This window comes from Saccharothrix mutabilis subsp. mutabilis, from assembly GCF_039521145.1.
GTDB classification, from domain to species: Bacteria; Actinomycetota; Actinomycetes; order Mycobacteriales; family Pseudonocardiaceae; genus Actinosynnema; species Actinosynnema mutabilis.
This window is the reverse complement of sequence record NZ_BAAABU010000002.1, coordinates 13,671-33,087: the sequence shown is the minus strand read 5'-3', so window position 1 is coordinate 33,087 and position 19,417 is coordinate 13,671. Positions and strand designations below refer to the sequence as shown.

The 19,417-nt window shown below is 72.3% G+C and carries 16 protein-coding genes; 5 read left to right on the top strand and 11 right to left on the bottom strand.

Annotation, left to right across the window (positions count from 1 at the left end; translation table 11 throughout):
• Positions 1-28: 28 nt before the first annotated feature.
• Both ilvN and ABD126_RS03895 read right to left on the bottom strand, forming a co-directional pair.
• Positions 29-535, bottom strand: a complete 507-nt coding sequence (gene ilvN, locus ABD126_RS03900; RefSeq protein ID WP_343932222.1) for an acetolactate synthase small subunit — start codon at positions 533-535, stop codon at positions 29-31.
• A gap of 2 nt (positions 536-537) precedes the next feature.
• Positions 538-2,376, bottom strand: a complete 1,839-nt coding sequence (locus ABD126_RS03895) for an acetolactate synthase large subunit (protein WP_343932221.1) — start codon at positions 2,374-2,376, stop codon at positions 538-540.
• Between the two features lie 295 nt (positions 2,377-2,671).
• On the opposite strand from ABD126_RS03895, the gene ABD126_RS03890 reads away from it, so the two are divergent.
• The 3 genes from ABD126_RS03890 (at position 2,672) to ilvD (ending at position 5,439) form a co-directional block, all read left to right on the top strand.
• Positions 2,672-3,067 carry a PH domain-containing protein gene (locus ABD126_RS03890; protein WP_343932220.1) on the top strand — a complete coding sequence of 132 codons (396 nt, stop codon included), beginning with the start codon at positions 2,672-2,674 and terminating at the stop codon, positions 3,065-3,067.
• The gene (locus tag ABD126_RS03885) at positions 3,064-3,504 is read left to right on the top strand and encodes a vitamin K epoxide reductase family protein (protein WP_343932219.1); all 441 of its coding nucleotides are present in this window, start codon (positions 3,064-3,066) and stop codon (positions 3,502-3,504) included. The genes ABD126_RS03890 and ABD126_RS03885 overlap by 4 nt, the downstream gene beginning before the upstream one ends.
• A gap of 90 nt (positions 3,505-3,594) precedes the next feature.
• The gene (gene ilvD / locus ABD126_RS03880; RefSeq protein ID WP_343932218.1) at positions 3,595-5,439 is read left to right on the top strand and encodes a dihydroxy-acid dehydratase; all 1,845 of its coding nucleotides are present in this window, start codon (positions 3,595-3,597) and stop codon (positions 5,437-5,439) included.
• 70 nt (positions 5,440-5,509) lie between these two features.
• Here ilvD and ABD126_RS03875 read toward each other — a convergent pair whose 3' ends face one another.
• Positions 5,510-6,268 (bottom strand): DoxX family protein, encoded by a 759-nt coding sequence (locus tag ABD126_RS03875; protein ID WP_343932217.1) that lies wholly within the window; start codon positions 6,266-6,268, stop codon positions 5,510-5,512.
• 97 nt (positions 6,269-6,365) lie between these two features.
• Complete coding sequence (locus ABD126_RS03870; protein ID WP_343932216.1) at positions 6,366-7,280, bottom strand: 2-hydroxyacid dehydrogenase; 915 nt, start codon at positions 7,278-7,280, stop codon at positions 6,366-6,368.
• 30 nt (positions 7,281-7,310) lie between these two features.
• Between ABD126_RS03870 and ABD126_RS03865 the strand changes: the two genes are divergently transcribed.
• Positions 7,311-8,168: an alpha/beta fold hydrolase gene (locus ABD126_RS03865; protein ID WP_343932215.1), complete on the top strand. Its 858-nt coding sequence runs from the start codon at positions 7,311-7,313 to the stop codon at positions 8,166-8,168.
• Positions 8,169-8,178: 10 nt separating this feature from the next.
• Complete coding sequence (locus ABD126_RS03860; protein ID WP_343932214.1) at positions 8,179-9,363, top strand: PQQ-dependent sugar dehydrogenase; 1,185 nt, start codon at positions 8,179-8,181, stop codon at positions 9,361-9,363.
• A 418-nt stretch (positions 9,364-9,781) separates the two neighbouring features.
• Here the strand turns inward: ABD126_RS03860 and ABD126_RS03855 are convergent, their stop codons facing one another.
• The 7 genes from ABD126_RS03855 to gatC form a co-directional block, all read right to left on the bottom strand.
• A complete protein-coding gene (locus ABD126_RS03855; protein ID WP_343932213.1) occupies positions 9,782-12,268 on the bottom strand; it encodes a M14 family zinc carboxypeptidase in 2,487 nt (828 codons plus the stop codon).
• A 75-nt stretch (positions 12,269-12,343) separates the two neighbouring features.
• Positions 12,344-14,914, bottom strand: coding sequence for a CHAT domain-containing protein (locus ABD126_RS03850; RefSeq protein WP_343932212.1), 2,571 nt, complete (start codon positions 14,912-14,914; stop codon positions 12,344-12,346).
• A 177-nt stretch (positions 14,915-15,091) separates the two neighbouring features.
• Positions 15,092-15,391, bottom strand: coding sequence for a hypothetical protein (locus tag ABD126_RS03845; RefSeq protein ID WP_343932210.1), 300 nt, complete (start codon positions 15,389-15,391; stop codon positions 15,092-15,094).
• 484 nt (positions 15,392-15,875) lie between these two features.
• Positions 15,876-17,378: an Asp-tRNA(Asn)/Glu-tRNA(Gln) amidotransferase subunit GatB gene (gatB, locus tag ABD126_RS03840; protein ID WP_343932209.1), complete on the bottom strand. Its 1,503-nt coding sequence runs from the start codon at positions 17,376-17,378 to the stop codon at positions 15,876-15,878.
• Positions 17,375-17,566 (bottom strand): hypothetical protein, encoded by a 192-nt coding sequence (locus tag ABD126_RS03835; RefSeq protein ID WP_343932208.1) that lies wholly within the window; start codon positions 17,564-17,566, stop codon positions 17,375-17,377. The genes gatB and ABD126_RS03835 overlap by 4 nt, the downstream gene beginning before the upstream one ends.
• Positions 17,563-19,065, bottom strand: coding sequence for an Asp-tRNA(Asn)/Glu-tRNA(Gln) amidotransferase subunit GatA (gene gatA / locus ABD126_RS03830; protein WP_343932207.1), 1,503 nt, complete (start codon positions 19,063-19,065; stop codon positions 17,563-17,565). The genes ABD126_RS03835 and gatA overlap by 4 nt, the downstream gene beginning before the upstream one ends.
• Positions 19,062-19,361: an Asp-tRNA(Asn)/Glu-tRNA(Gln) amidotransferase subunit GatC gene (gene gatC, locus ABD126_RS03825; RefSeq protein ID WP_015104569.1), complete on the bottom strand. Its 300-nt coding sequence runs from the start codon at positions 19,359-19,361 to the stop codon at positions 19,062-19,064. Before gatC ends, gatA begins: the two co-directional genes overlap by 4 nt.
• Positions 19,362-19,417 lie beyond the last annotated feature (56 nt).

Below are 19,417 nucleotides of genomic sequence, written 5' to 3'. Positions count from 1 at the left end.
CAGTACTTCCCTTCGTGGATCCGAAAAATCAGCGCACCGCGGTCGCGGTGATGGAGCGGGCGCCACGGCCGATGGCGACCATGCCGGACTGGACGATCTCACGGAGCCCGTAGGGCTCCAGCATCCGCAGCAGCGCGTCGAGCTTCTCGGACGTGCCGGTGGCCTCGACCGTCACCGCTTCGGGTGACACGTCGACGACCTTCGCGCGGAACAGCTGCACCGTCTCCAGGACCTGGCTGCGGACGGTGGCGTCGGCGCGCACCTTCACCAGCAGGAGCTGGCGCTGCACCGACGCCGTCGTCTCCAGCTCCACGATCTTGATGACGTTGACGAGCTTGTTGAGCTGCTTGGTGACCTGCTCCAGGGGCAGCTCGTCCACGGAGACCACGATGGTCATCCGGGAGATCTCGGGGTGCTCGGTGCGTCCCACGGCGAGCGACTCGATGTTGAAGCCGCGGCGGGAGAACAGGCCCGCCACCCGCGCGAGGACGCCGGGCTTGTCCTCGACCAGAACGCTCAGGGTGTGCCTCGTCATCGTCACTCGTCCTCGTCGAACAGCGGGCGGATGCCCCGCGCGGCCATGATCTCGCTGTTGCCGGTGCCCGCCGCGACCATCGGCCACACCTGCGCGTCCTTGCCCACGACGAAGTCGATGACCACCGGGCGGTCGTTGATCTCCATCGCCTGCTGGATCACGGCGTCCACCTCGTCCTTGGACTCGGCGCGCAGCCCGGCGCAGCCCAGCGCCTCGGCCAGCAGCACGAAGTCGGGGATGCGGTGCTTGTGCGTGCCCAGGTCGGTGTTGGAGTAGCGCTCGCCGTAGAACAGGGTCTGCCACTGGCGGACCATGCCCAGGTTGCCGTTGTTGATGACGGCGACCTTGATCGGGATGCCCTCGATGGCGCAGGTGGCCAGCTCCTGGTTGGTCATCTGGAAGCAGCCGTCGCCGTCGATGGCCCACACCTGGACCTCCGGGACGCCCGCCTTCGCGCCCATCGCCGCGGGCACCGCGTAGCCCATCGTGCCCAGGCCGCCGGAGTTGATCCACGTGCGCGGGCTCTCGTACTTGATGAACTGCGCCGCCCACATCTGGTGCTGCCCGACGCCCGCGGTGAACAGGGTGTCGGCCGGGGTGAGCGCGCCGATCCGCTCGATCACGTACTGCGGGGACAGCGTGCCGTCCTCGGGCCAGTCGTAGCCCAGCGGGAACGTGCCGCGCAGCGCGTCGAGCTGCTCCCACCACGGGGCGAGGTCCACGGTCCGCTTCGAGTTCTCCTTCTCGGTGCGGACGGCGTCGATCAGCTCGCTGATGATCTCCTTGCAGTCGCCCACGATCGGGACGTCCGCGCGGCGGTTCTTGGAGATCTCGGCCGGGTCGATGTCGGCGTGCACGACCTGCGCGTCCGGCGCGAACGTGGACAGCTGGCCGGTGACCCGGTCGTCGAACCGGGCGCCCAGGGCGACGAGCAGGTCGGACTTCTGCATGGCCGCGACCGCCGCGACGGTGCCGTGCATGCCGGGCATGCCCAGGTGCTGCGGGTGCGAGTCGGGGAACGCGCCGCGCGCCATCAGCGTGGTGACGACGGGGATCTTCGTCTCCTCGGCCAGGCGCAGCAGCTCGGCCGACGCCTCGGCCTTGATGACGCCGCCGCCGACGTACAGCACCGGGCGCTTGGCCGCGGCGATGAGCTTGGCGGCCTCGCGGACCTGCTTGCCGTGCGGCCGGGTGGTCGGCCGGTAGCCGGGCAGGCGCAGCTCCGGCGGCCAGGAGAACGACGTCATCTCCTGCAGGACGTCCTTGGGGATGTCCACCAGGACCGGGCCGGGGCGGCCGGTCGAGGCCAGGTGGAACGCCTCGGCGATCGCGCGGGGGATCTCGGCCGGGTCGGTGACCAGGAAGTTGTGCTTGGTGATCGGCATCGTGATGCCGCAGATGTCCGCTTCCTGGAACGCGTCGGTGCCGATCAGGCCGCGGGTCTGCTGGCCGGTGATGGCGACCACCGGGACGGAGTCCATGTTGGCGTCGGCCAGCGGCGTGACCAGGTTCGTCGCGCCGGGGCCGGAGGTCGCCATGCAGACGCCGACCTTGCCGGTGGCCTGCGCGTAGCCGGTCGCGGCGTGGCCCGCGCCCTGCTCGTGGCGGACCAGGACGTGGCGCACCTTGGTGGAGTCGAGCAGCGGGTCGTAGGCAGGGAGGATCGTGCCGCCCGGGATGCCGAACACCACCTCGCAGCCGACCGCTTCGAGGGAGCGGACGAGGGACTGGGCGCCCGTCACGCGGACGGGGGCACCGCTCGGCGGGGCCGGTTTCGGCCGCGGTCCAGGGCGGGGCGACGGCGACTCGCCGGGAGCCGGTCGCGAGGTTGCGCTGGTCATCTTCTCTGCCTCGTGGGTGTGGAGAATGCACGGTCCGGGCACGAAAAAACCCTCGCCAACCCGATCTGGACGGGTCGTACGAGGGTCGCGCGTCGACGCAGCCTTGCTACTGCCTAGGCGTCGACGCGCCTGGGAAGTACGAGAACGAGGTTGCGCTGCATGCCGGTGACGTTAACCGTGAACCGCAAGGGGCGTCAACTGTGCGGGACGGCACTCCCGGATGGTGGGCACCCCTTCGTGCGTGAACGAGGGGTGGAGTCACCCGTCCGGTGGCACGGTGGCAGCATCACGTGACGTGGACAAGCTCGTGTTCCGGATCCCCGCGCCCGCCCTGCTGGCCGCCCTGACCATCGCGATCTGCGTGACGCCGGTCGCCTGGACCGTGCCCGGCCTCCAGGTGCTCTACGCGGTGCCCGTCGGGTACGCGGTGTGGGTGCTGCGCAACCGGACCACGGTGGACTCGTCCCAGCTCGTGGCGCGCAGCACCTTCGGCAAGCGGGTCGTGGCGTGGGACGACGTGAAGGCCATCAAGGTCGTCCCCAAGGGGTGGCTGAGCGCGGTCCTCCGGGACGACTCGCTGGTTCGGCTGCCCGCCGTCCGGGCGGTGCACCTGGGGGCCCTTTCGTCGGTCAGCGGCGGCCGGGTGCCGGACCCGAACGCGGCGCCCGGCTCCGTAGAGTCAGCGGAGTGACTTCCACCACGCAGACCCGCTGGGTGCCCGGGGTCAGCCTGGCGCTGGCGCTGGCCGGGCTCGCCGTGTCCACCTACCTCACCGTCGCCCACTACTCGGCCGGCGCGCTGCTGTGCGCCGAGGGCGAGGTGATCGACTGCGGGACCGTCACCACCAGTGAGCAGTCGGAACTGCTCGGCGTCCCCGTGGCGGTGCTGGGGCTGGCGTTCTTCGCGTTCGTGACCGTGCTGTGCCTGCCGTTCGCGTGGCGCGACCAGCGGCTGCACTGGCTGCGCCTGGGGTCGGTGGCCGTGGGCGTGCTGTTCGTGGTCTACCTGGTCGCGGCCGAGTTGCTGCTGATCGGCAAGATCTGCCTGTGGTGCACGGCCGTGCACGTCATCACACTCGCGCTGGCCGGCGTGCTGGTCACGGACGCTTTGCGGCGGAGTAGCCTCTAAGTCACCGCACCCCCGTCACGCCCGGTGCCCACCCCACGCACTGGATCGCTTCGGACACGTTCTTCGCAGTACCTCTCTCTTGGAGGAGCCGTGCCACCGCTCCGTTCCCGCACCACGACCCACGGCCGCAACGCCGCGGGCGCTCGCGCGCTGTGGCGCGCGACCGGCATGACCGATTCCGACTTCGGCAAGCCGATCGTGGCCATCGCCAACTCGTACACGCAGTTCGTGCCCGGTCACGTGCACCTGCGCGACCTCGGCGACATCGTGGCGGAGGCGGTGCGCGAGGCCGGCGGGGTGCCGCGCGAGTTCCACACCATCGCGGTCGACGACGGCATCGCCATGGGCCACAGCGGGATGCTGTACTCGCTGCCCTCGCGCGAGATCATCGCCGACTCGGTCGAGTACATGGTCAACGCGCACCAGGCCGACGCGATCGTGTGCATCTCCAACTGCGACAAGATCACCCCGGGCATGCTCAACGCCGCGATGCGGCTCAACATCCCGGTCGTGTTCGTCTCCGGCGGTCCGATGGAGGCCGGCAAGGCGGTCGTGGTGGACGGCGTGGCCGTCGCGCCGACGGACCTGATCACCGCGATCTCCGCGTCGGCGTCGCCCGAGGTGGACGACGAGGGCCTGGCCGTGGTCGAGCGGTCGGCGTGCCCGACGTGCGGGTCGTGCTCGGGCATGTTCACCGCGAACTCGATGAACTGCCTCACCGAGGCCCTGGGCCTGGCGCTGCCCGGCAACGGTTCGACGCTGGCCACGCACGCGGCGCGGCGCGAGCTGTTCGCGGAGGCGGGGCGGACGGTCGTGGAGCTGTGCCGGCGGTACTACGGCGAGGACGACGAGTCGGTGCTGCCGCGCTCGATCGCGTCCCGGGCGGCGTTCGAGAACGCGATGGCGCTGGACATGGCCATGGGCGGGTCGACCAACACCGTGCTGCACATCCTGGCGGCGGCGCGGGAGGGTGAGATCGAGTTCACCCTGGCCGACATCGACGCGTTGAGCCGGCGGGTGCCGTGCCTGTCGAAGGTGTCGCCGAACTCCGACTACCACATGGAGGACGTCCACCGGGCGGGCGGCATCCCGGCGCTGCTGGGCGAGCTGTGGCGCGCGGGCCTGCTGAACGAGGACGTGTGGACGGTGCACAGCCCCGACCTGGCGTCCTGGCTGTCGAAGTGGGACGTCCGCGCCGCCTCGCCGTCCCCGGAGGCGGTCGAGCTGTTCCACGCCGCTCCCGGCGGCGTGCGCACGACGCAGGCGTTCTCCACGACCAACCGCTGGTCGAAGCTGGACACGGACGCGGCGGGCGGCTGCATCCGCGACGTCGAGCACGCGTACACCAAGGACGGCGGCCTGGCGGTGCTGCACGGCAACCTGGCCGAGCGCGGCGCCGTGATCAAGGCGGCGGGCATCGACGAGGACCTGTGGCGCTTCGAGGGGCCCGCGCGGGTCGTGGAGTCGCAGGAGCAGGCCGTGTCGGTGATCCTCGGGAAGCAGATCCAGCCCGGTGACGTGCTGGTCGTGCGCTACGAGGGCCCCGCGGGCGGTCCGGGCATGCAGGAGATGCTGCACCCGACGGCGTTCCTGAAGGGCGCCGGGTTGGGCAAGAAGTGCGCCCTGATCACGGACGGGCGGTTCTCCGGCGGCACGTCGGGGTTGTCGATCGGGCACGTGTCCCCCGAGGCGGCCGGCGGTGGCGTGATCGGCCTGGTCGAGGACGGTGACCGCATCCTGATCGACGTCCACGAGCGCCGGTTGGAGCTGCTGGTGCCGGACGAGGTGCTGGCGGAGCGGCGAGCGAAGATGGAGGCGTCGGAACGCCCGTGGCAGCCGGCCGACCGCGTCCGCCCGGTGACGTCGGCGCTGCGCGCTTACGCCCGCATGGCCACGGACGCGTCGATGGGCGCGGTCCGCGACGTGAACCGCTGACCCGGTTGTGCCCCGTCGGCCCGCCCCGCGCTCTGGCGAGTGGGGGCGGGTCGCGGGTGTCCGGGCGGTGTCAGCGGAAGACGTAGAGGGTGGCCGCGGTCGCGCCCGCCGCCAGGAGCAGGCACAGGAAGCCGGACAGCAGCGGGTGGCGGAACCAGCTGCGGTTGTAGTCGAACGCCGCCCGGCCCGGCCCGGCGAACAGGACCGCGAAGGCCATCGCCGCGTACGCCGCCTCCAGCTCGATCCCGTTCGGCGCGAAGAACCCGCCGCGGTACCGCAGGGCGATGGCGTTGGCCATCACGCCCAGCAGGCCGGCCGCCGCCAACGGCGTGAACAGGCCCAGGACCAGCAAGCCGCCGCCGGCCAGCTCGGTGATCCCCGTGACCCACGCCAGGATCTGCGCCTCGCGGTAGCCCGCCTCCCGCAGGGACTCCGCGAAGCCGTTGATGCCCGGCCCGCCGAAGAGCCCGAAGACCTTCTGCAGGCCGTGCGCGAGGAAAGCCCCGCCCAGCGCCAGCCGCAGGACCAGCAGGCCCAGGTCGGCGCCGGCGGACCAGCCGAACGGCTTGCGCTCGTCCTCGTCATCCAGGTGCGAGGTGGCCGGGGTGTCGTCGTAGTCGGCGACCGGGGTGTACCCCGTGGTGTCGAAGGTGTTGGTGTCCTTGTCGAACGCGCTGGGCGCGGTGAACGCCGTCGTGTCCTTCCCGAACGTCTGCGTGCCGGCGTCGAAGTGGTGCGCCCCTCCGCTCGATGTCGAGGTCGAGTAGAAACCGTCGTCGGAGTAGCCGCTCGAAGCCGAGGACTTCGAGCGGTCGTCGTGGGTAGCCACGCACCCGCACGTTAGGAGGTTCGGAGGAGGACCGCGAGCGTCCGATACGCCGCCACCCTTCACCCGAATGGGCTAATTTGCCTACCGGGGTGAGTGGTCAGTACGCGCCGCGCACCAGGTTCCGGGGCTCCTCACCCCGGGCGAAGCGCGCCACCTCCGACGCGACCACCGCGTACGCCCGCTCGGCGTGCCCGGTGCACGACCCGGCCACGTGCGGCGTCAGGAACAGCCCCGGCACCGTCCACAGCGGATGGTCGGCGGGCAGCGGCTCCGGCTCCGTGACGTCCAGCGCCGCCCGCAACCGCCCCGACGACAACTCCGCCACCAACGCGTCCGTGTCCACCACCGGTCCGCGCGCCGCGTTGACCAGGATCGCCCCGTCCTTCATCGCGGCCAGGAACTTCGCGTCCACCATCCCGGTCGTCTCGTCGGTCAGCGGCACCACCACCAGCACCGCGTCGAACCGCGGCAGCAGCTCGGGCAGCTCGTCCACCCCGTGCACGCCGTCCCGCGCGGTCCGCCCGACCAGCGTCACCGACGCGTCGAACGGCTCCGCCCGCCGCCGGAACTGCTCACCCAGGTCACCCGCGCCCACCACGAGGACCTGCTTGCCCTGCAACGTGTCCGTCACGTGGTAGTCCCACCGGCGCTCCCGCCGCGCCCGCTCGAACACCGGGAAGTCCCGGTAGATCGCGAGCAGCGCCCCGATCGCCCACTCCGCCGTCGAGCCGCCGTGCGCGCCCCGGCACGTCGACAACACCACCCCATCGGGCAACGTACCGATGAACCGCTCCGCCCCGGCCGACAGCAACTGCACCAACCGCAACCGCGGCAACCGGGCGAAGAACTCGGCCGGATCGGTGCTCTGCAGGAACTTCGGCACCAGCACCTCGGCGTGCGCGGCCTCGGGCGGCAACGGCGCGCCCACCTCGTACTTGACCGCCCGCACACCCTCCACGTCGGACAGGACGCGGACACCGAGGTCGTCGGGCACCAGAACGGTGAATGTCACGGCACCGCACGTTACGGCACACTGGCCGCCATGCGGGAGCACGAGGTCTTCTCGGCGGACGGCACGCGGATCCGGGTCTGGCGCACCGACACCGACGGGCCCGACGTGCTCCTGAGCCCCGGGCTCGGCGCGGTGCCCACCGCCTGGCCCGCCCTGCCCGCCGCGCGCGTCCTCGGCTGGTACCACCGCGGCACCCTCGGCTCCGCCCGCCCGGACGACCCCGCGCGGATCACCGTGGACGACCACGTCGCCGACGCCATCGCCGCCCTGGACGACGCGGGCGTCGAGCGGTGCCCGGTGATGGGCTGGTCCATGGGCGTCACGATCGCCGCCGAACTCGCGTTGCGGCACCCCGAGCGGGTGTCCGGGCTGATGCTGGTCGCGGGCGCGGCGGGCGACCCGTTCGCGAGCGTGCTCGGCGTGCCGGGCGTGCCGCGGGACGTCCGCCGCCTGGTGGGCGTGTCGTCGGCGACCGCGCTGCGCCTCGCCGGTCCCCTGCTGGACGCCGTCCTGCACCGCCTGCCCGTGCCGGACCTGCCGTCGCCGCTGGTCGGGACGCTGCGGCAGTTCCTCAAGCACGACTGGCGCTGGTACTTCACGCTGGCGCTCGCGCTGGGCCGCACGCCGCGCCTGGACCTGACCGGTGTGACGTGCCCCACCACCGTGCTGGCCGGGCGGTACGACTGGCTGGCGTCCGCCGACAGCCTGCTCGGCCCGGTCGCCGGCCTGCCGCAGGCCAGGGTGCGGGTGCTGCGCAACACCCACTTCCTGCCGCTGGAGAACCCGGACGTCGTGGTCGCCGAACTGGCCCTGCTGCTCGACCGCGTCGCGGGCGTGGAGGACGCCCTGCAAGACCTGCTCACCTCACGTTCACGGCGGCGCGCCTAACCTGGGTGTCGTGTCTCGACTGCGTGCGGTGCTCATCGGGTCCGCCGTCGGCCTGCTGGCCGTCGGCTGCGCGAGCTTCCCCGAGCAGCCGGCGCCGACCGGCTGGAGCCCCGCGCCCCAGCTCACCCCCCAGGCCGGCCCCCGCCCGGAACTCCCCGGCGAGCTGCCCAAGGGCCCCGGCCAGGGTCAGCAACCGGGCCAGCAGCCCACGCCCGTCCCCCCGCCGCAGGGCTGCAAGGACTTCCACCCGGCCGTGGTCGGGACGTGCCTGGCGCCGGTGTCCGGCGTGGCGCTGGCCGACGTGAACGAGACGACCGGCGCGGTCACCGCCCTGGCCACCGAGCGCACCACGGGCCGCCTGGTCCGGGTGAGCAAGGACGTGGACCCGGTCCTGGTGCACGCGTTCGAAGTCGACGCGTCGTCCGACGGCGGCCTGACGGGCCTGACCCTGTCCCCCACGTACGCCGAAGACCAGCTGATCTACGTCTACGCGACCACCGCGACGGACAACCGCGTGCTGCGCATCGCGCCGGGCGACGTCCCGAAGCCGGTCCTGACCGGCATCCCGAAGGGCCCGACCGGCAACCGGGGCGTGCTGGCCTACGACCGCACCGGCGCGCTGCTGGTGGCCACCGGCGACGCCGGCAACCCCGCGTCGGCCGCCGACCCGAACTCGCTGGCCGGCAAGGTCCTGCGCATCGACGGCTCCGGCCAACCGGCGCGCGGCAACCCCACCCAGGGCTCCCGCGTGCTCGCGTCGGGCCTGCGCTCGCCGGGCGGCCTGTGCGCGTCGCTGGACGGGACGAAGACGTGGGTGACCGACTGGACGCCGTCGGCGGACGTGCTCTACCGGGTCGAGGCGGGCAAGGCGCTGACGACCCCGGCGTGGTCGTGGCCGGACAAGCCGGGCGTCAGCGGTTGCTCGTCGCTGTCGGACGCGGTGTGGCTGACGACGGCGAACACACCCGGCACCCTGACCCTGCCGATGAACCCGGACGGCAGCTTCACCGGCAAACCGGAGGCGACGCTGACCGGCGAGGACGGCTTCGGCCGCCTGGGCCCGATGCTGGCCCTGGACGACCGCACGGCCCTGGCCGGCACGGTGAACAAGGCCCCGGGCGGCACCCCGATCTCCAGCGACGACCGAGTAGTGATCCTGGTCCGCCCGCAAGGCGGCACCAGCGGCCGAGACTAGCCAACCCGCGCTGACCAGGCAAAACGCACAGGTCTTCGGCCTCCGGCCCCCGCTTCCATCGACGCACCGAGCACCGACAATCGGCCGCACGCGGCGCGGTAAGCACTTCAAAGGGCTGCCAAGCCACAGGAAGGGCCTCGGTTCGTCCCCCGTACGGCCTGGGCGCAGCCCAACCACAGATCGCCGGGGTCGGCCTGAAAAAGTTTCGCGAGGAACGAGCGAAAGTTTTTTGGCCGACCCCGGCGATCTGTGGTTGCCTCCGGCAGGCCGTGCGGGGGACGAACCGACGCCCTTCCACCCCCCGGGGGCCTGCCGCGCGGCGAGCGCCGCTTTTCGCTCTTCGCTCTCGCTCTTCGCTCTTGATCTTGATCTTGATCTTGAGAGCGCTCGCGCATCCGCTTTAGAGCGCATCAGCGCATCAGACAAGCCCAGGCAAGCAAGAGAAGACGGCATCGGCAACCTGCCAGTACAACCCCTTCGGATGGTCGCGGAACAAGGGCTCCGTCCCGAACAACACAGCCCTCCCACCCCGCCCCGAAACCCCGGACACCACCGCCGCCTGCCCGGCCGCCGCCTCCTGACCACCCGACCCGTCGGCCCGAGTGGTCCAGTGCCCGGCGACCAAGACCGACCCGGCGTACCGCTGCTCCACCACCACCCCGTCCCCCAACCCCACGAACCACTGGGGCGCATAAACGAACGAGTGGCCGGTCTCCCCGTCCCCGTCGACCACGGCCACGACCCCGTTCGCGTCCTCCTTCCCCGCGACAGCCTGAGCCGCCAACACCCCGGCCTCGGCGTTGAACCGCGCCCCCGTCGCCCCGCGCGTCACCAACCCGCCACGCGCCAGGAACCCGTCCACAGCCGCCCGAGCCGGAGCCCCCAAAGCCGAATACCGCAACCCCGACGACACGAACAGCACGTCCACCCGGCTGAAGTCGAACCCGCCGTCCAACACTGCGTTGGACACGGGCCGCACCTCGAAACCCATGTCCCGCAACGCCTTCAGCTCGTCCGACGCCACCGCCGCCGCGATCACGGGCCGCCGCACGAGCACCCCGCCGGCCGTCCCCTCGGTGAACCGGACGCCGTACCGGTCGGACACCTCGACCGCCAACGCCCGCGCCGACGCCGGCACGACGAACACGCCACCGTCCTGCCGCCGCACCTCGATCCCGCGCGCCAGCAGGTCGTTCACCGCCGCCGCGTCCTTGCCGTCGGCCAACCTCAACGCCAGGTCCCGCCCCGGCGCGACGTCCACGGACCCCGTCGGGGACGCCGCCACCACGTCGCGCGCGGGCACGTCCAGCCGGCCCGAACGCACCACGTCCACCGACGCGCCCCACAGCAACCGGTGGCTCCAGCCGGAGATGTCGTACATGACCGGCACGTCGCCGGACAGGTCGCGCCCCGCTTCCAGCATCACGTTGGCCAGGGCACGCTTCGGTTGGTGCATGTCCACCACGTACGAACCGGTCGGATAAGACCGCCCACCCAGCACGAACGGCCGGTCCGCGCGCGACACGCGCACGTCGTTGGCCACCAGGTGGTCCACCAGCCGGGCCGCGGCGGGACCCGAACGCTGCCCCGCCCCCACCGGGATCACGTAAGCGCGCGGGAACTCCGTCGTGTAACGGTCCTCCGGGCCGAAGCCGGGCACGTAGCCGTCCGGGACCGGGCGCTGCGGTTCGCCGGCGTCGCCGCGCCGGAAGATCTCGATCTGGTTGTCCACCAACGCACTCCGATGCTCTCGCACGTAGGCCAAGGCGCTGCGTACGGTCGCCTCGACCACGTCGGTGTTGATCCGGGACCGCCGGCGCAGCTCCTCCACCGGCAGCGTCGTGTAGTCGGCCCGGTTGACCCGCATGGGCACCTCGATCGTGTAAGCCACCGCGCCGTGGAACATCGAGTACTGCGCGGTGTAGATCGGGGCCCAGCCGTCCCAGACGCCGGGTTCGTAGTCGCGGAACGGGATCTCCGGCTTGGCCGTCTCCGGGTGACCGAGTGCCGCGACGGCCGCCTCCATGCGCAGGCCGCCCGCGTAACCGTGCTTGATGTAGAGGTCGAAGTCGTAGTTCTGGCCGTGCGGCGGGGTGGTGGGCTCGATGAGCGTGTTGGTCACGTACCCGTGCTCGTCGAGCACCACCAACGGTTGGATGCGCTTCACCACGTCCCGCATGGCCCGGGTCTCCGGCTGCGAGGCGGTGACGAAGTCGCGGTTCAGGTCGAAGCCCGCCGCGTTGGCGCGGGTGCCGGCGACGCGGCCGTCCGGGTTGGCCGTGAGGTTCACGTGCACCCGGCTGCGGCGCAACAGGTCCAGCTTCGCCGGGTCGGACGTCGTCGCCAGGTCCTCGATCACGCGCAACGCGCCGTCGGTGCCCTCCCACTCGTCGCCGTGGATGTTCGCGTTGATCCACACCGGGGCCTTGTAGGCGTTGCGCAGCAACGGGTCTCGCCGCGCGGCCACCGGGTCGTCCTCGATCCGCGAGCGCCACGCCTCCTGCCGGCGGGTCTCGCGGGGCGTCTCGGGCGCGGTCAGCGTCACCAGGTACAGGTCGCGCCCCGCGGTGGACTGGCCGACCACCTCGACCGACACGCGGTCGCTGCGCCGCTGGAGGTCGTTCAGGCGCGGCGCGAGCGAGTGGTAGGTGGTGAGGCCGAGCTTGGCCGCCCGGTCCCCGGCGTCCTCGGGGTAGACGCGCAGCAGCGTGCGGCGCGGGTAGCCCTGCGCGACCTCGGGCCGGTTGTCGCCGCGCGCGGCGGCGAGCAGCGGCGGGTCGACGGCGGCGACCTCGTTGCGCTCCGGGCCGTTGCCCGGTTCCGCGGCGCGTCCGGCGGCCGGCGCGGCCTGCACCGGCACCGCGGAGGTCACCACCAACAGCAAGGCGAGCAGTGTCGACCGCATCCGTGCGCCCTCCGTTCACCGGACCACCTCATCTCACTAGTGGTTCCGGTGGGGCGCGGTCAACAGATCAAGGCGTCAACCGGACCCGAGGCACACGAACGGCCGCCGGAACGGGTCCGCCGCGACCGCCTCGGCCAGCGCCACGGCCGGGGACCGACCCGTCGCGAGGCCGGCGTGGAAGTCCGCCATCGCCTCGGCGGAGGGCTGGTCGCCGACCTTGCTCGACGCGGCGATCACCGTGCGGGCGCCGCCCGCGAGCAGCGCGCCCGCGAACCCCAGCGGCTCGTCACCGGGCCGCACGCGGTTGAGCGCGAGTTCGCACGCGGCCAGCACGACCTGGTGCGGCGGGCGGCGAACCCGGCCGACCTCGTGCGCGAACAACGCGCCGTCGACCAGTTCCAGCCGGGAGAACAGGGCGTTCTCCGACTCGTGCTCGCCGTGCGCGGCGATGTGCGCGATGCCGACGCCGTCCAGCGCCTCCAGCACCGTGCTCACGCGGGCGTCGGTGACGCCCAGCAGCTTGGCGTCGACGTGGTAGCCCGCGAGCCGGTCGATCTCGGCCTGCGCCGCCTGCAACCCGGGTCCGCGCACCAGCAGCACGCCGCCCGCGGCCTCGCGGTCCCGCCGGGTCGCGCCCAGCCACGACGTCGCCGACGGCGCGGCCACCACGGGCCGGCCCGCGCACGTCGGCAGCACGCCCCACGGCACGACGTGCAGCGCGCCGGTCGGCACGACCACCAGCTCCCGGTCGCCGAGCACGCCGGCCAGCGGGCGCAGCAGCATCCGGTCCAGCTTCTCGGCCTCGCGGCGGGCGGACGCGCCGATCACCTCGCGCAGCGGCGGCGGCAGCAGGTCGGGGGCGAGGGCGTTGAGGTCGGCGTGCAGCCGGCGCGCGCACTCGGTGGCCTGCGCCGCCGATCCCAGCCGCACCATGCGCACCCGGCCGCCGGCCAGGGCGAGGGCGATCAACTCGTCACCGGAGGCCGCGAAGCTCACCAGGGCGCGGCCGTCGAGGCGTTCCATGACCTCCGCCGGCGTGGCGACCGGACGCGGGGTGCCCCACGGGCTGGCGCTCCAGCCCAGGCGCATCGCGGAGCGCTGGCTCGCGGCCAGCCGGGCCTCCAGCGCGGCCGTCGGCGCGCCGTCCAGGCGGGCCAGCAGCAGCGAGCGGCTCAGCCGGCGCACCTCGGTGATCCGCTCACCCAGTTCGGAGTCCAAAGTGGACTCGACGGGGTCGTACCGGTACATCTGCGCGCGGGTGCGTTCCAGCCAGGTGAACAGCCGCTTGGCGCTGGCCGACGAGTCGCCCTCCTCCAGCACCAGCCGCACGGCCAGCTCACCCAGCTCCCGGCCGTGCAGGGCGGCCCCGGACACCAGTTCGAGCCCGCCGAGCTTGTCCCGCAGCTGACCCAGCTCGGCGAGCCCCGCCTTGGCCTGCGCCAGCGCGACCCGCCGGTTGCCGCGCGCCAACGCGATCTCCGCCCGGCACAGCCGCAGCACCATCCGGTGGTCGATCGGCTCGATCCGCCGCGACTTGGGGACGCTGCGCAACAGCCGCTCGGCCCGCGCCGGGTCACCGCGCCGCACCTCCAGCCGGGCGGCGAGGATCTGCGCGAACGCGGCCTGGTCGTACAGGCGGCGGGCGGCCAGCTCGCCGGCCAGCTCCATCGCCCGCGCGACGACCTTCTCCGACGGCCGGCGCGACTCCAACGCCTTGGTGGCGTCCACGCGCAGGGCGATCAACGCGGCCACGGCCGCCCACCCGGGACTACCCCGCCGGACCAACCGCCGCTGCGCCGACCCGGCCATCCGCTTGGCCAACCCGAGATCCCCGTCGAGCAACGCCGCCGCCGCCCGGTACAGCTCGGCCTCGGCGACGTCCTGCCCGACCTTCTGCCTGCGCAGGTCCGGCAGCACCTCGTCGAGCAGGCGGCCCGCCTCGTCGGCGAGGCCCACGCTGATCAGGGCTTCGGACTGGTCGATGCGCAGGCGCAGCAGCAGGCCGGGTTCGAGCTCCTGGAAGACCCGGTTGGCTTCGGCGTACCGGCGCAACGCGCCGGGGATGTCTCCGGCGCGACGCAGCACGTTGCCCAACGCGTGGGTGGCCCGAGCGCCCTGGATCGGGTGACCGTGCTCGCGGCACAGCTCCACGACGCGGAAGAGGTCACGCGCCGCGGCGTCGGGCTGGTCGATCTCGCCGTAGGCGGTGCCCCGGTTGGCCAGCGTGATGGTCAGGGACGGCACGGCGGACCCGTCGCCCGCGGCCAGCCGGCGCTCGTGGTGCGCGATGTCGAGGTCGACGTAGGAGATGCCCTCCTCGATCCGGCCGACGCGGAACAGCAGCACCGCCTGGGTGCCGTTGAGGAGGCTGACCAGTTCCTCGCGCAGCTCCACGTCCGGCAGGTCGGCCAGCTCGGCGCGGGCGACCTCCAACTGGCGCAGCCCGTCGTCGAGGGAGCCGGTCTCGGCGAGGCAGTAGGACAGGGTGAACAGGACTCTGGCACGCACTTCGAGGCGTGCGGTGGGATCGACACCAGGCACTTCGAGCAGCGCCAACGCGCGGTGGAGGTGCTTGGTGGCTCGCACGGGTCGGGCGGCGTTGGCCGCCGTCTTCGCCAGCTGGTGGAACTCGCGGGCCCGGGTCACGGCCTCCGCGGGGTCGATCTTCCGGCTGGCACCGCGCCGTCGGGGTGCGGGTGGCGTCGCGGGCACGTTCATATGAGAGCACAACGGAGCGCGCCATTCTGCCCACCGGTCGGTGCTTTGTCGGCCGGTGGGCAGAACGGCGTCCCGGTGCGGCCCACTTCGGGGTGGCGGCCGGGACTAGTGCGTCGCGTACGGCCCGCCCTCGGGGCCGACCGGTTGCGGCTCCTCTTCGGTCCGCTCGGGCTCGGTCTGCTGCTCCGGGTCGGTCACCGGCACCGAGTGGGTCGCGTAGGGGCCGCCCTCGGCACCGGAGCCGCCGCCCTTGCGCTTGCCCTTGCCGGCCTTGGCCTTGTCCCTGGCCTTGTCGCCGGCGGGCTTGGTCCCGGTCGTCGCGGCGGTGAGGGTGACGGCCGACTCGTCGGCCAGGTCCGCGCCCTCGACTTCGGAGACGCGCTTGCGGTTGGTTCCGGCGGTCATGTGTTGTCCTCCCCTACAACGGGCCCCTGAATCGGGGGAAGTTCATCGGGTGTTTTCGATCATTTCGGCGGCCCCCCGCCGACCGAACGGCTCAAGCCTGACACAGACGGACGCACCTGTGCGGGGGAAATTCACGCTGAGCAATCACTTCCCGGATAGCGGGAGGCGCTGACCAGCACGAAAGAGGCGTTTCAACGGACGTTACCACTCGAATGGGGGAACGTGTTGACGCAGCGGTGGTGTGTCGGGACCCGCAATAAGAGGACATTCGCGCAGACCGGCCACGTGGAATAGCCACCGTCGGCACCCCTCTCGTCACGGATCGCCACCGCATTCACGCCGGCTCGCCCTATGAGAACGGCGGACCGGCCCCCAGATACGGATACCGACCGTGCCGATGATCACGTTCACAGAACCGGCGCGTCCCGCGGACGCGCGTGGGCCCGGCCGCGCGGAGCGACCGGGCCCACGAACAGGGACGTGCTTACGAGCAGCGGGTGATGATCAGGTCCCGGACCTTCTTCGCGTCGGCCTGCCCCTTCGTCGCCTTCATGACCGCGCCGACGATGGCGCCCGCCGCCGCGACCTTGCCGTCGCGGATCTTCGCCGCCACGTCGGGCTGCGCGGCCAGCGCCTCGTCCACGGCCTTCTCCAGCGCCGAGTCGTCGGAGACCACCTTGAGCCCGCGGGCCTCGATGACCGCCTCCGGCTCGCCCTCGCCGGCCAGCACGCCGGTGACCACCTCGCGGGCGAGCTTGTTGGTCAGCTCGCCGGCGTTCACCAGGGCCACGACCCGGGCGATCTGGGCCGGCGTGATGGCCAGCTCGCCCAGCTCGACGCCGCGCGCGTTGGCCTCCTTGGTCAGGTAGGCCACCCACCACGAGCGGGCCTCGGCGGGCGTCGCGCCCGCGTCGACCGTCGCCGCCACCAGGTCCACCGCACCGGCGTTGACCAGGTCGCGCAGCTCGGCGTCGGTCAGGCTCCACTCGGTCTGGATGCGCTTGCGGCGCTCCCAAGGCAGCTCGGGCAGCGTGCCGCGCAGCTGTTCGACCCACTCGCGGGACGGCGCGATCGGGACCAGGTCGGGCTCCGGGAAGTACCGGTAGTCCTCGGCGGTCTCCTTGGTGCGGCCCGACGACGTGGAGCCGGTCGACTCGTCGAAGTGCCGGGTCTCCTGGGTGACCTTGCCGCCGCCCACCAGCACCGCGGCCTGCCGCGTCATCTCGAACCGCACGGCGCGCTCGACGCTGCGCAGCGAGTTGACGTTCTTGGTCTCGGTGCGGGTGCCGAACTCCGTGGTGCCCTTCGGCATCAGCGACACGTTCGCGTCGCAGCGCAGCGAACCCTGGTCCATGCGCACGTCGGAGACGTCCAGCGCCTTCAACAGGTCCCGCAGCGCGGTGACGTAGGCGCGGGCCACCTCGGGCGCGCGCTCGCCGGTGCCCGTGATCGGCTTGGTGACGATCTCGATCAGCGGCACGCCCGCCCGGTTGTAGTCCAGCAGCGAGTGCTCGGCGCCGTGGATGCGGCCCGTCGCGCCGCCCACGTGCAGCGACTTGCCGGTGTCCTCCTCCATGTGCGCGCGCTCGATCTCCACCCGCACGACCTCGCCGTCGTCCAGCGTCACGTCGAGCCGGCCGTTGAAGGCGATCGGCTCGTCGTACTGCGAGGTCTGGAAGTTCTTCGGCATGTCCGGGTAGAAGTAGTTCTTCCGGGCGAACCGGCACCACTCGGCGATCTCGCAGTTGAGCGCGAGGCCGATGCGGATGGCCGACTCGACGGCCTTGCCGTTGACCACCGGCAGCGACCCGGGCAGGCCCAGGCACGTCGGGCAGACGTGCGTGTTGGGCTCGCCGCCGAACAGGTTGGCGCAGCCGCAGAACATCTTCGTGTTGGTGTGCAGCTCGACGTGCACTTCCAGGCCGAGCACCGGGTCGAAGCGCTCGATGACCTCGGCGTAGTCCATCAGTTCGTCCACCGACGTCATCGGTCGCCGCCCTTCCGCATGCTGCGCACGGCCAGCGCCGCGCCGGTGATCGCCACCAGGATGCTCGCGACCGCGTTGGCCAGCGCGAGCTTGTCGTTCTTGCCCCGCGCGGCCTTCAGCGTGGAGAACGCGCTGGTCGCCGCGCCCGCCGCACCGAGCAGCGCGAACGCGCCACGTGCCTTCTTCACCGCGCCACCGCCAGTTCCGGGACCTCGCCGTAGACCGTGCCGCGGGCCGCCTCGTAGGCCGCGGCCACCCGGTACATCCGGTGCTCCTGCAACGCCGGGGCCATGATCTGCAGGCCCACCGGCAGGCCGTCCTCGTCGGACAGTCCACTCGGGACGGACATGGCGGGCGTGCCGGCGAGGTTCGCCGGGATGGTGCACAGGTCCGCCTTGTACATCGCCATCGGGTCGTTCGCGCGCTCGCCGATGCGGAACGCCGTGGTCGGCGTGGTCGGCGAGACCAGCACGTCCACCGACGCGAAGGCCTGCTCGAAGTCGCGGGTGATCAGCGTCCGCACCTTCTGCGCCGAGCCGTAGTAGGCGTCGTAGTAGCCCGACGACAGCGCGTAGGTGCCGATCATGATGCGCCGCTTGACCTCCGCGCCGAACCCGGCCTCGCGGGTCAGCGACATGACCTCCTCGGCGCTGCGCGTCGCGTCGTCGCCCACCCGCAGGCCGTAGCGCATCGCGTCGAACCGGGCCAGGTTCGAGGACGCCTCGCTCGGCGCGATCAGGTAGTAGGCGGGCAGCGCGTAGTCGAAGCTCGGGCAGGACACCTCGACGATCTCCGCGCCGAGCTGCTTGAGCTGCGCCACCGCGGCCTCGAACGACCGCAGCACGCCCGGCTGGTAGCCGTCGCCGCTGAACTGGGTGACCACGCCGACCTTCACGCCGGTCAGGTCGCCGTTCGCGCCCTCGCGGGCCGCGGCGACCACCGGCGGCACGGGGGCGTCGATGGAGGTGGAGTCCAGCGGGTCGTGGCCGCCGATGACCTCGTGCAGCAGCGCGGCGTCCAGCACCGTCCGGGCGCACGGGCCGCCCTGGTCCAGGGAGCTGGAGAACGCCACCAGGCCGTAGCGGGACACGCCGCCGTAGGTCGGCTTCACGCCGACGGTGCCGGTGACCGCGCCGGGCTGGCGGATCGAGCCGCCGGTGTCGGTGCCGATCGCCAGCGGCGCCTCGAACGCCGCGAGGCTCGCCGACGACCCGCCGCCCGAGCCGCCCGGGATGCGGTCCAGGTCCCACGGGTTGCGGGTCGGGCCGTAGGCCGAGTTCTCGGTGGAGGAGCCCATCGCGAACTCGTCCATGTTGGTCTTGCCGAGGATCACGACGCCGGCCTCGCGCAGGCGGCGGGTGACCGTGGCGTCGTAGGGCGGGACCCAGCCTTCGAGCATCTTGGAGCCGCACGTCGTGGGCACGCCCTCGGTGGCGAAGACGTCCTTCAGCGCCAGCGGCACGCCCGCGAGCGGGCTCACCGGGGCCTGGCCGGACGCCAGGTCGTCGTCCACCTTCTTGGCCGCGGCCAGCGCGCCCTCGGTGTCGACGTGCAGGAACGCGTTCACCGCGCCGTCGACCTCGGCGATGCGGTCCAGGTGCGCCTGGGCGACCTCGACGGCCGAGACCTCACGGCCTGCGATCTTCGCCGCGAGTTCGGCGGCGGTGCTGCGGATCAGGTCGGTCATGCTTCTTCCCCAAGGATGCGCGGCACGCGGAAGCGGCCGTCCTCGGCGGCGGGGGCGCCCGCGAGCGCCTGCTGCTGACCGAGGCTGGGACGCACCACGTCCTCGCGGAACACGTTGGTCAGCGGAACGGCGTGCGAAGTGGGCGGGATGTCCGCGGTGGCGATGTCGCCCACCGTGGCCACCGACTGCAGGATCACGTCCAACTGGCCGGCGAACAGGTCAAGCTCGTCGTCGGTGACGGCGAGCCTGGCCAGGCGGGCCAGGTGCGCGACCTCGTCGCGGGAGATGCTGGGCACCTCGTCAACCCCCGTGGGTCGGTTTCTCTCGGATTGGACCCGACGAGTCTATTGGC

What these genes read in the sequence shown, in the direction of transcription:
- ABD126_RS03865 (WP_343932215.1), top strand. Translation starts at nt 7,311, where the DNA reads ATGCGGGAGCACGAGGTCTTCTCGGCGGACGGCACGCGGATCCGGGTC.
- ilvN (WP_343932222.1), bottom strand. Translation starts at nt 535, where the DNA reads ATGACGAGGCACACCCTGAGCGTTCTGGTCGAGGACAAGCCCGGCGTC.
- gatA (WP_343932207.1), bottom strand. Translation starts at nt 19,065, where the DNA reads ATGACCGACCTGATCCGCAGCACCGCCGCCGAACTCGCGGCGAAGATC.
- ABD126_RS03855 (WP_343932213.1), bottom strand. Translation starts at nt 12,268, where the DNA reads ATGCGGTCGACACTGCTCGCCTTGCTGTTGGTGGTGACCTCCGCGGTG.
- ABD126_RS03895 (WP_343932221.1), bottom strand. Translation starts at nt 2,376, where the DNA reads ATGACCAGCGCAACCTCGCGACCGGCTCCCGGCGAGTCGCCGTCGCCC.
- gatB (WP_343932209.1), bottom strand. Translation starts at nt 17,378, where the DNA reads ATGACGTCGGTGGACGAACTGATGGACTACGCCGAGGTCATCGAGCGC.
- ABD126_RS03845 (WP_343932210.1), bottom strand. Translation starts at nt 15,391, where the DNA reads ATGACCGCCGGAACCAACCGCAAGCGCGTCTCCGAAGTCGAGGGCGCG.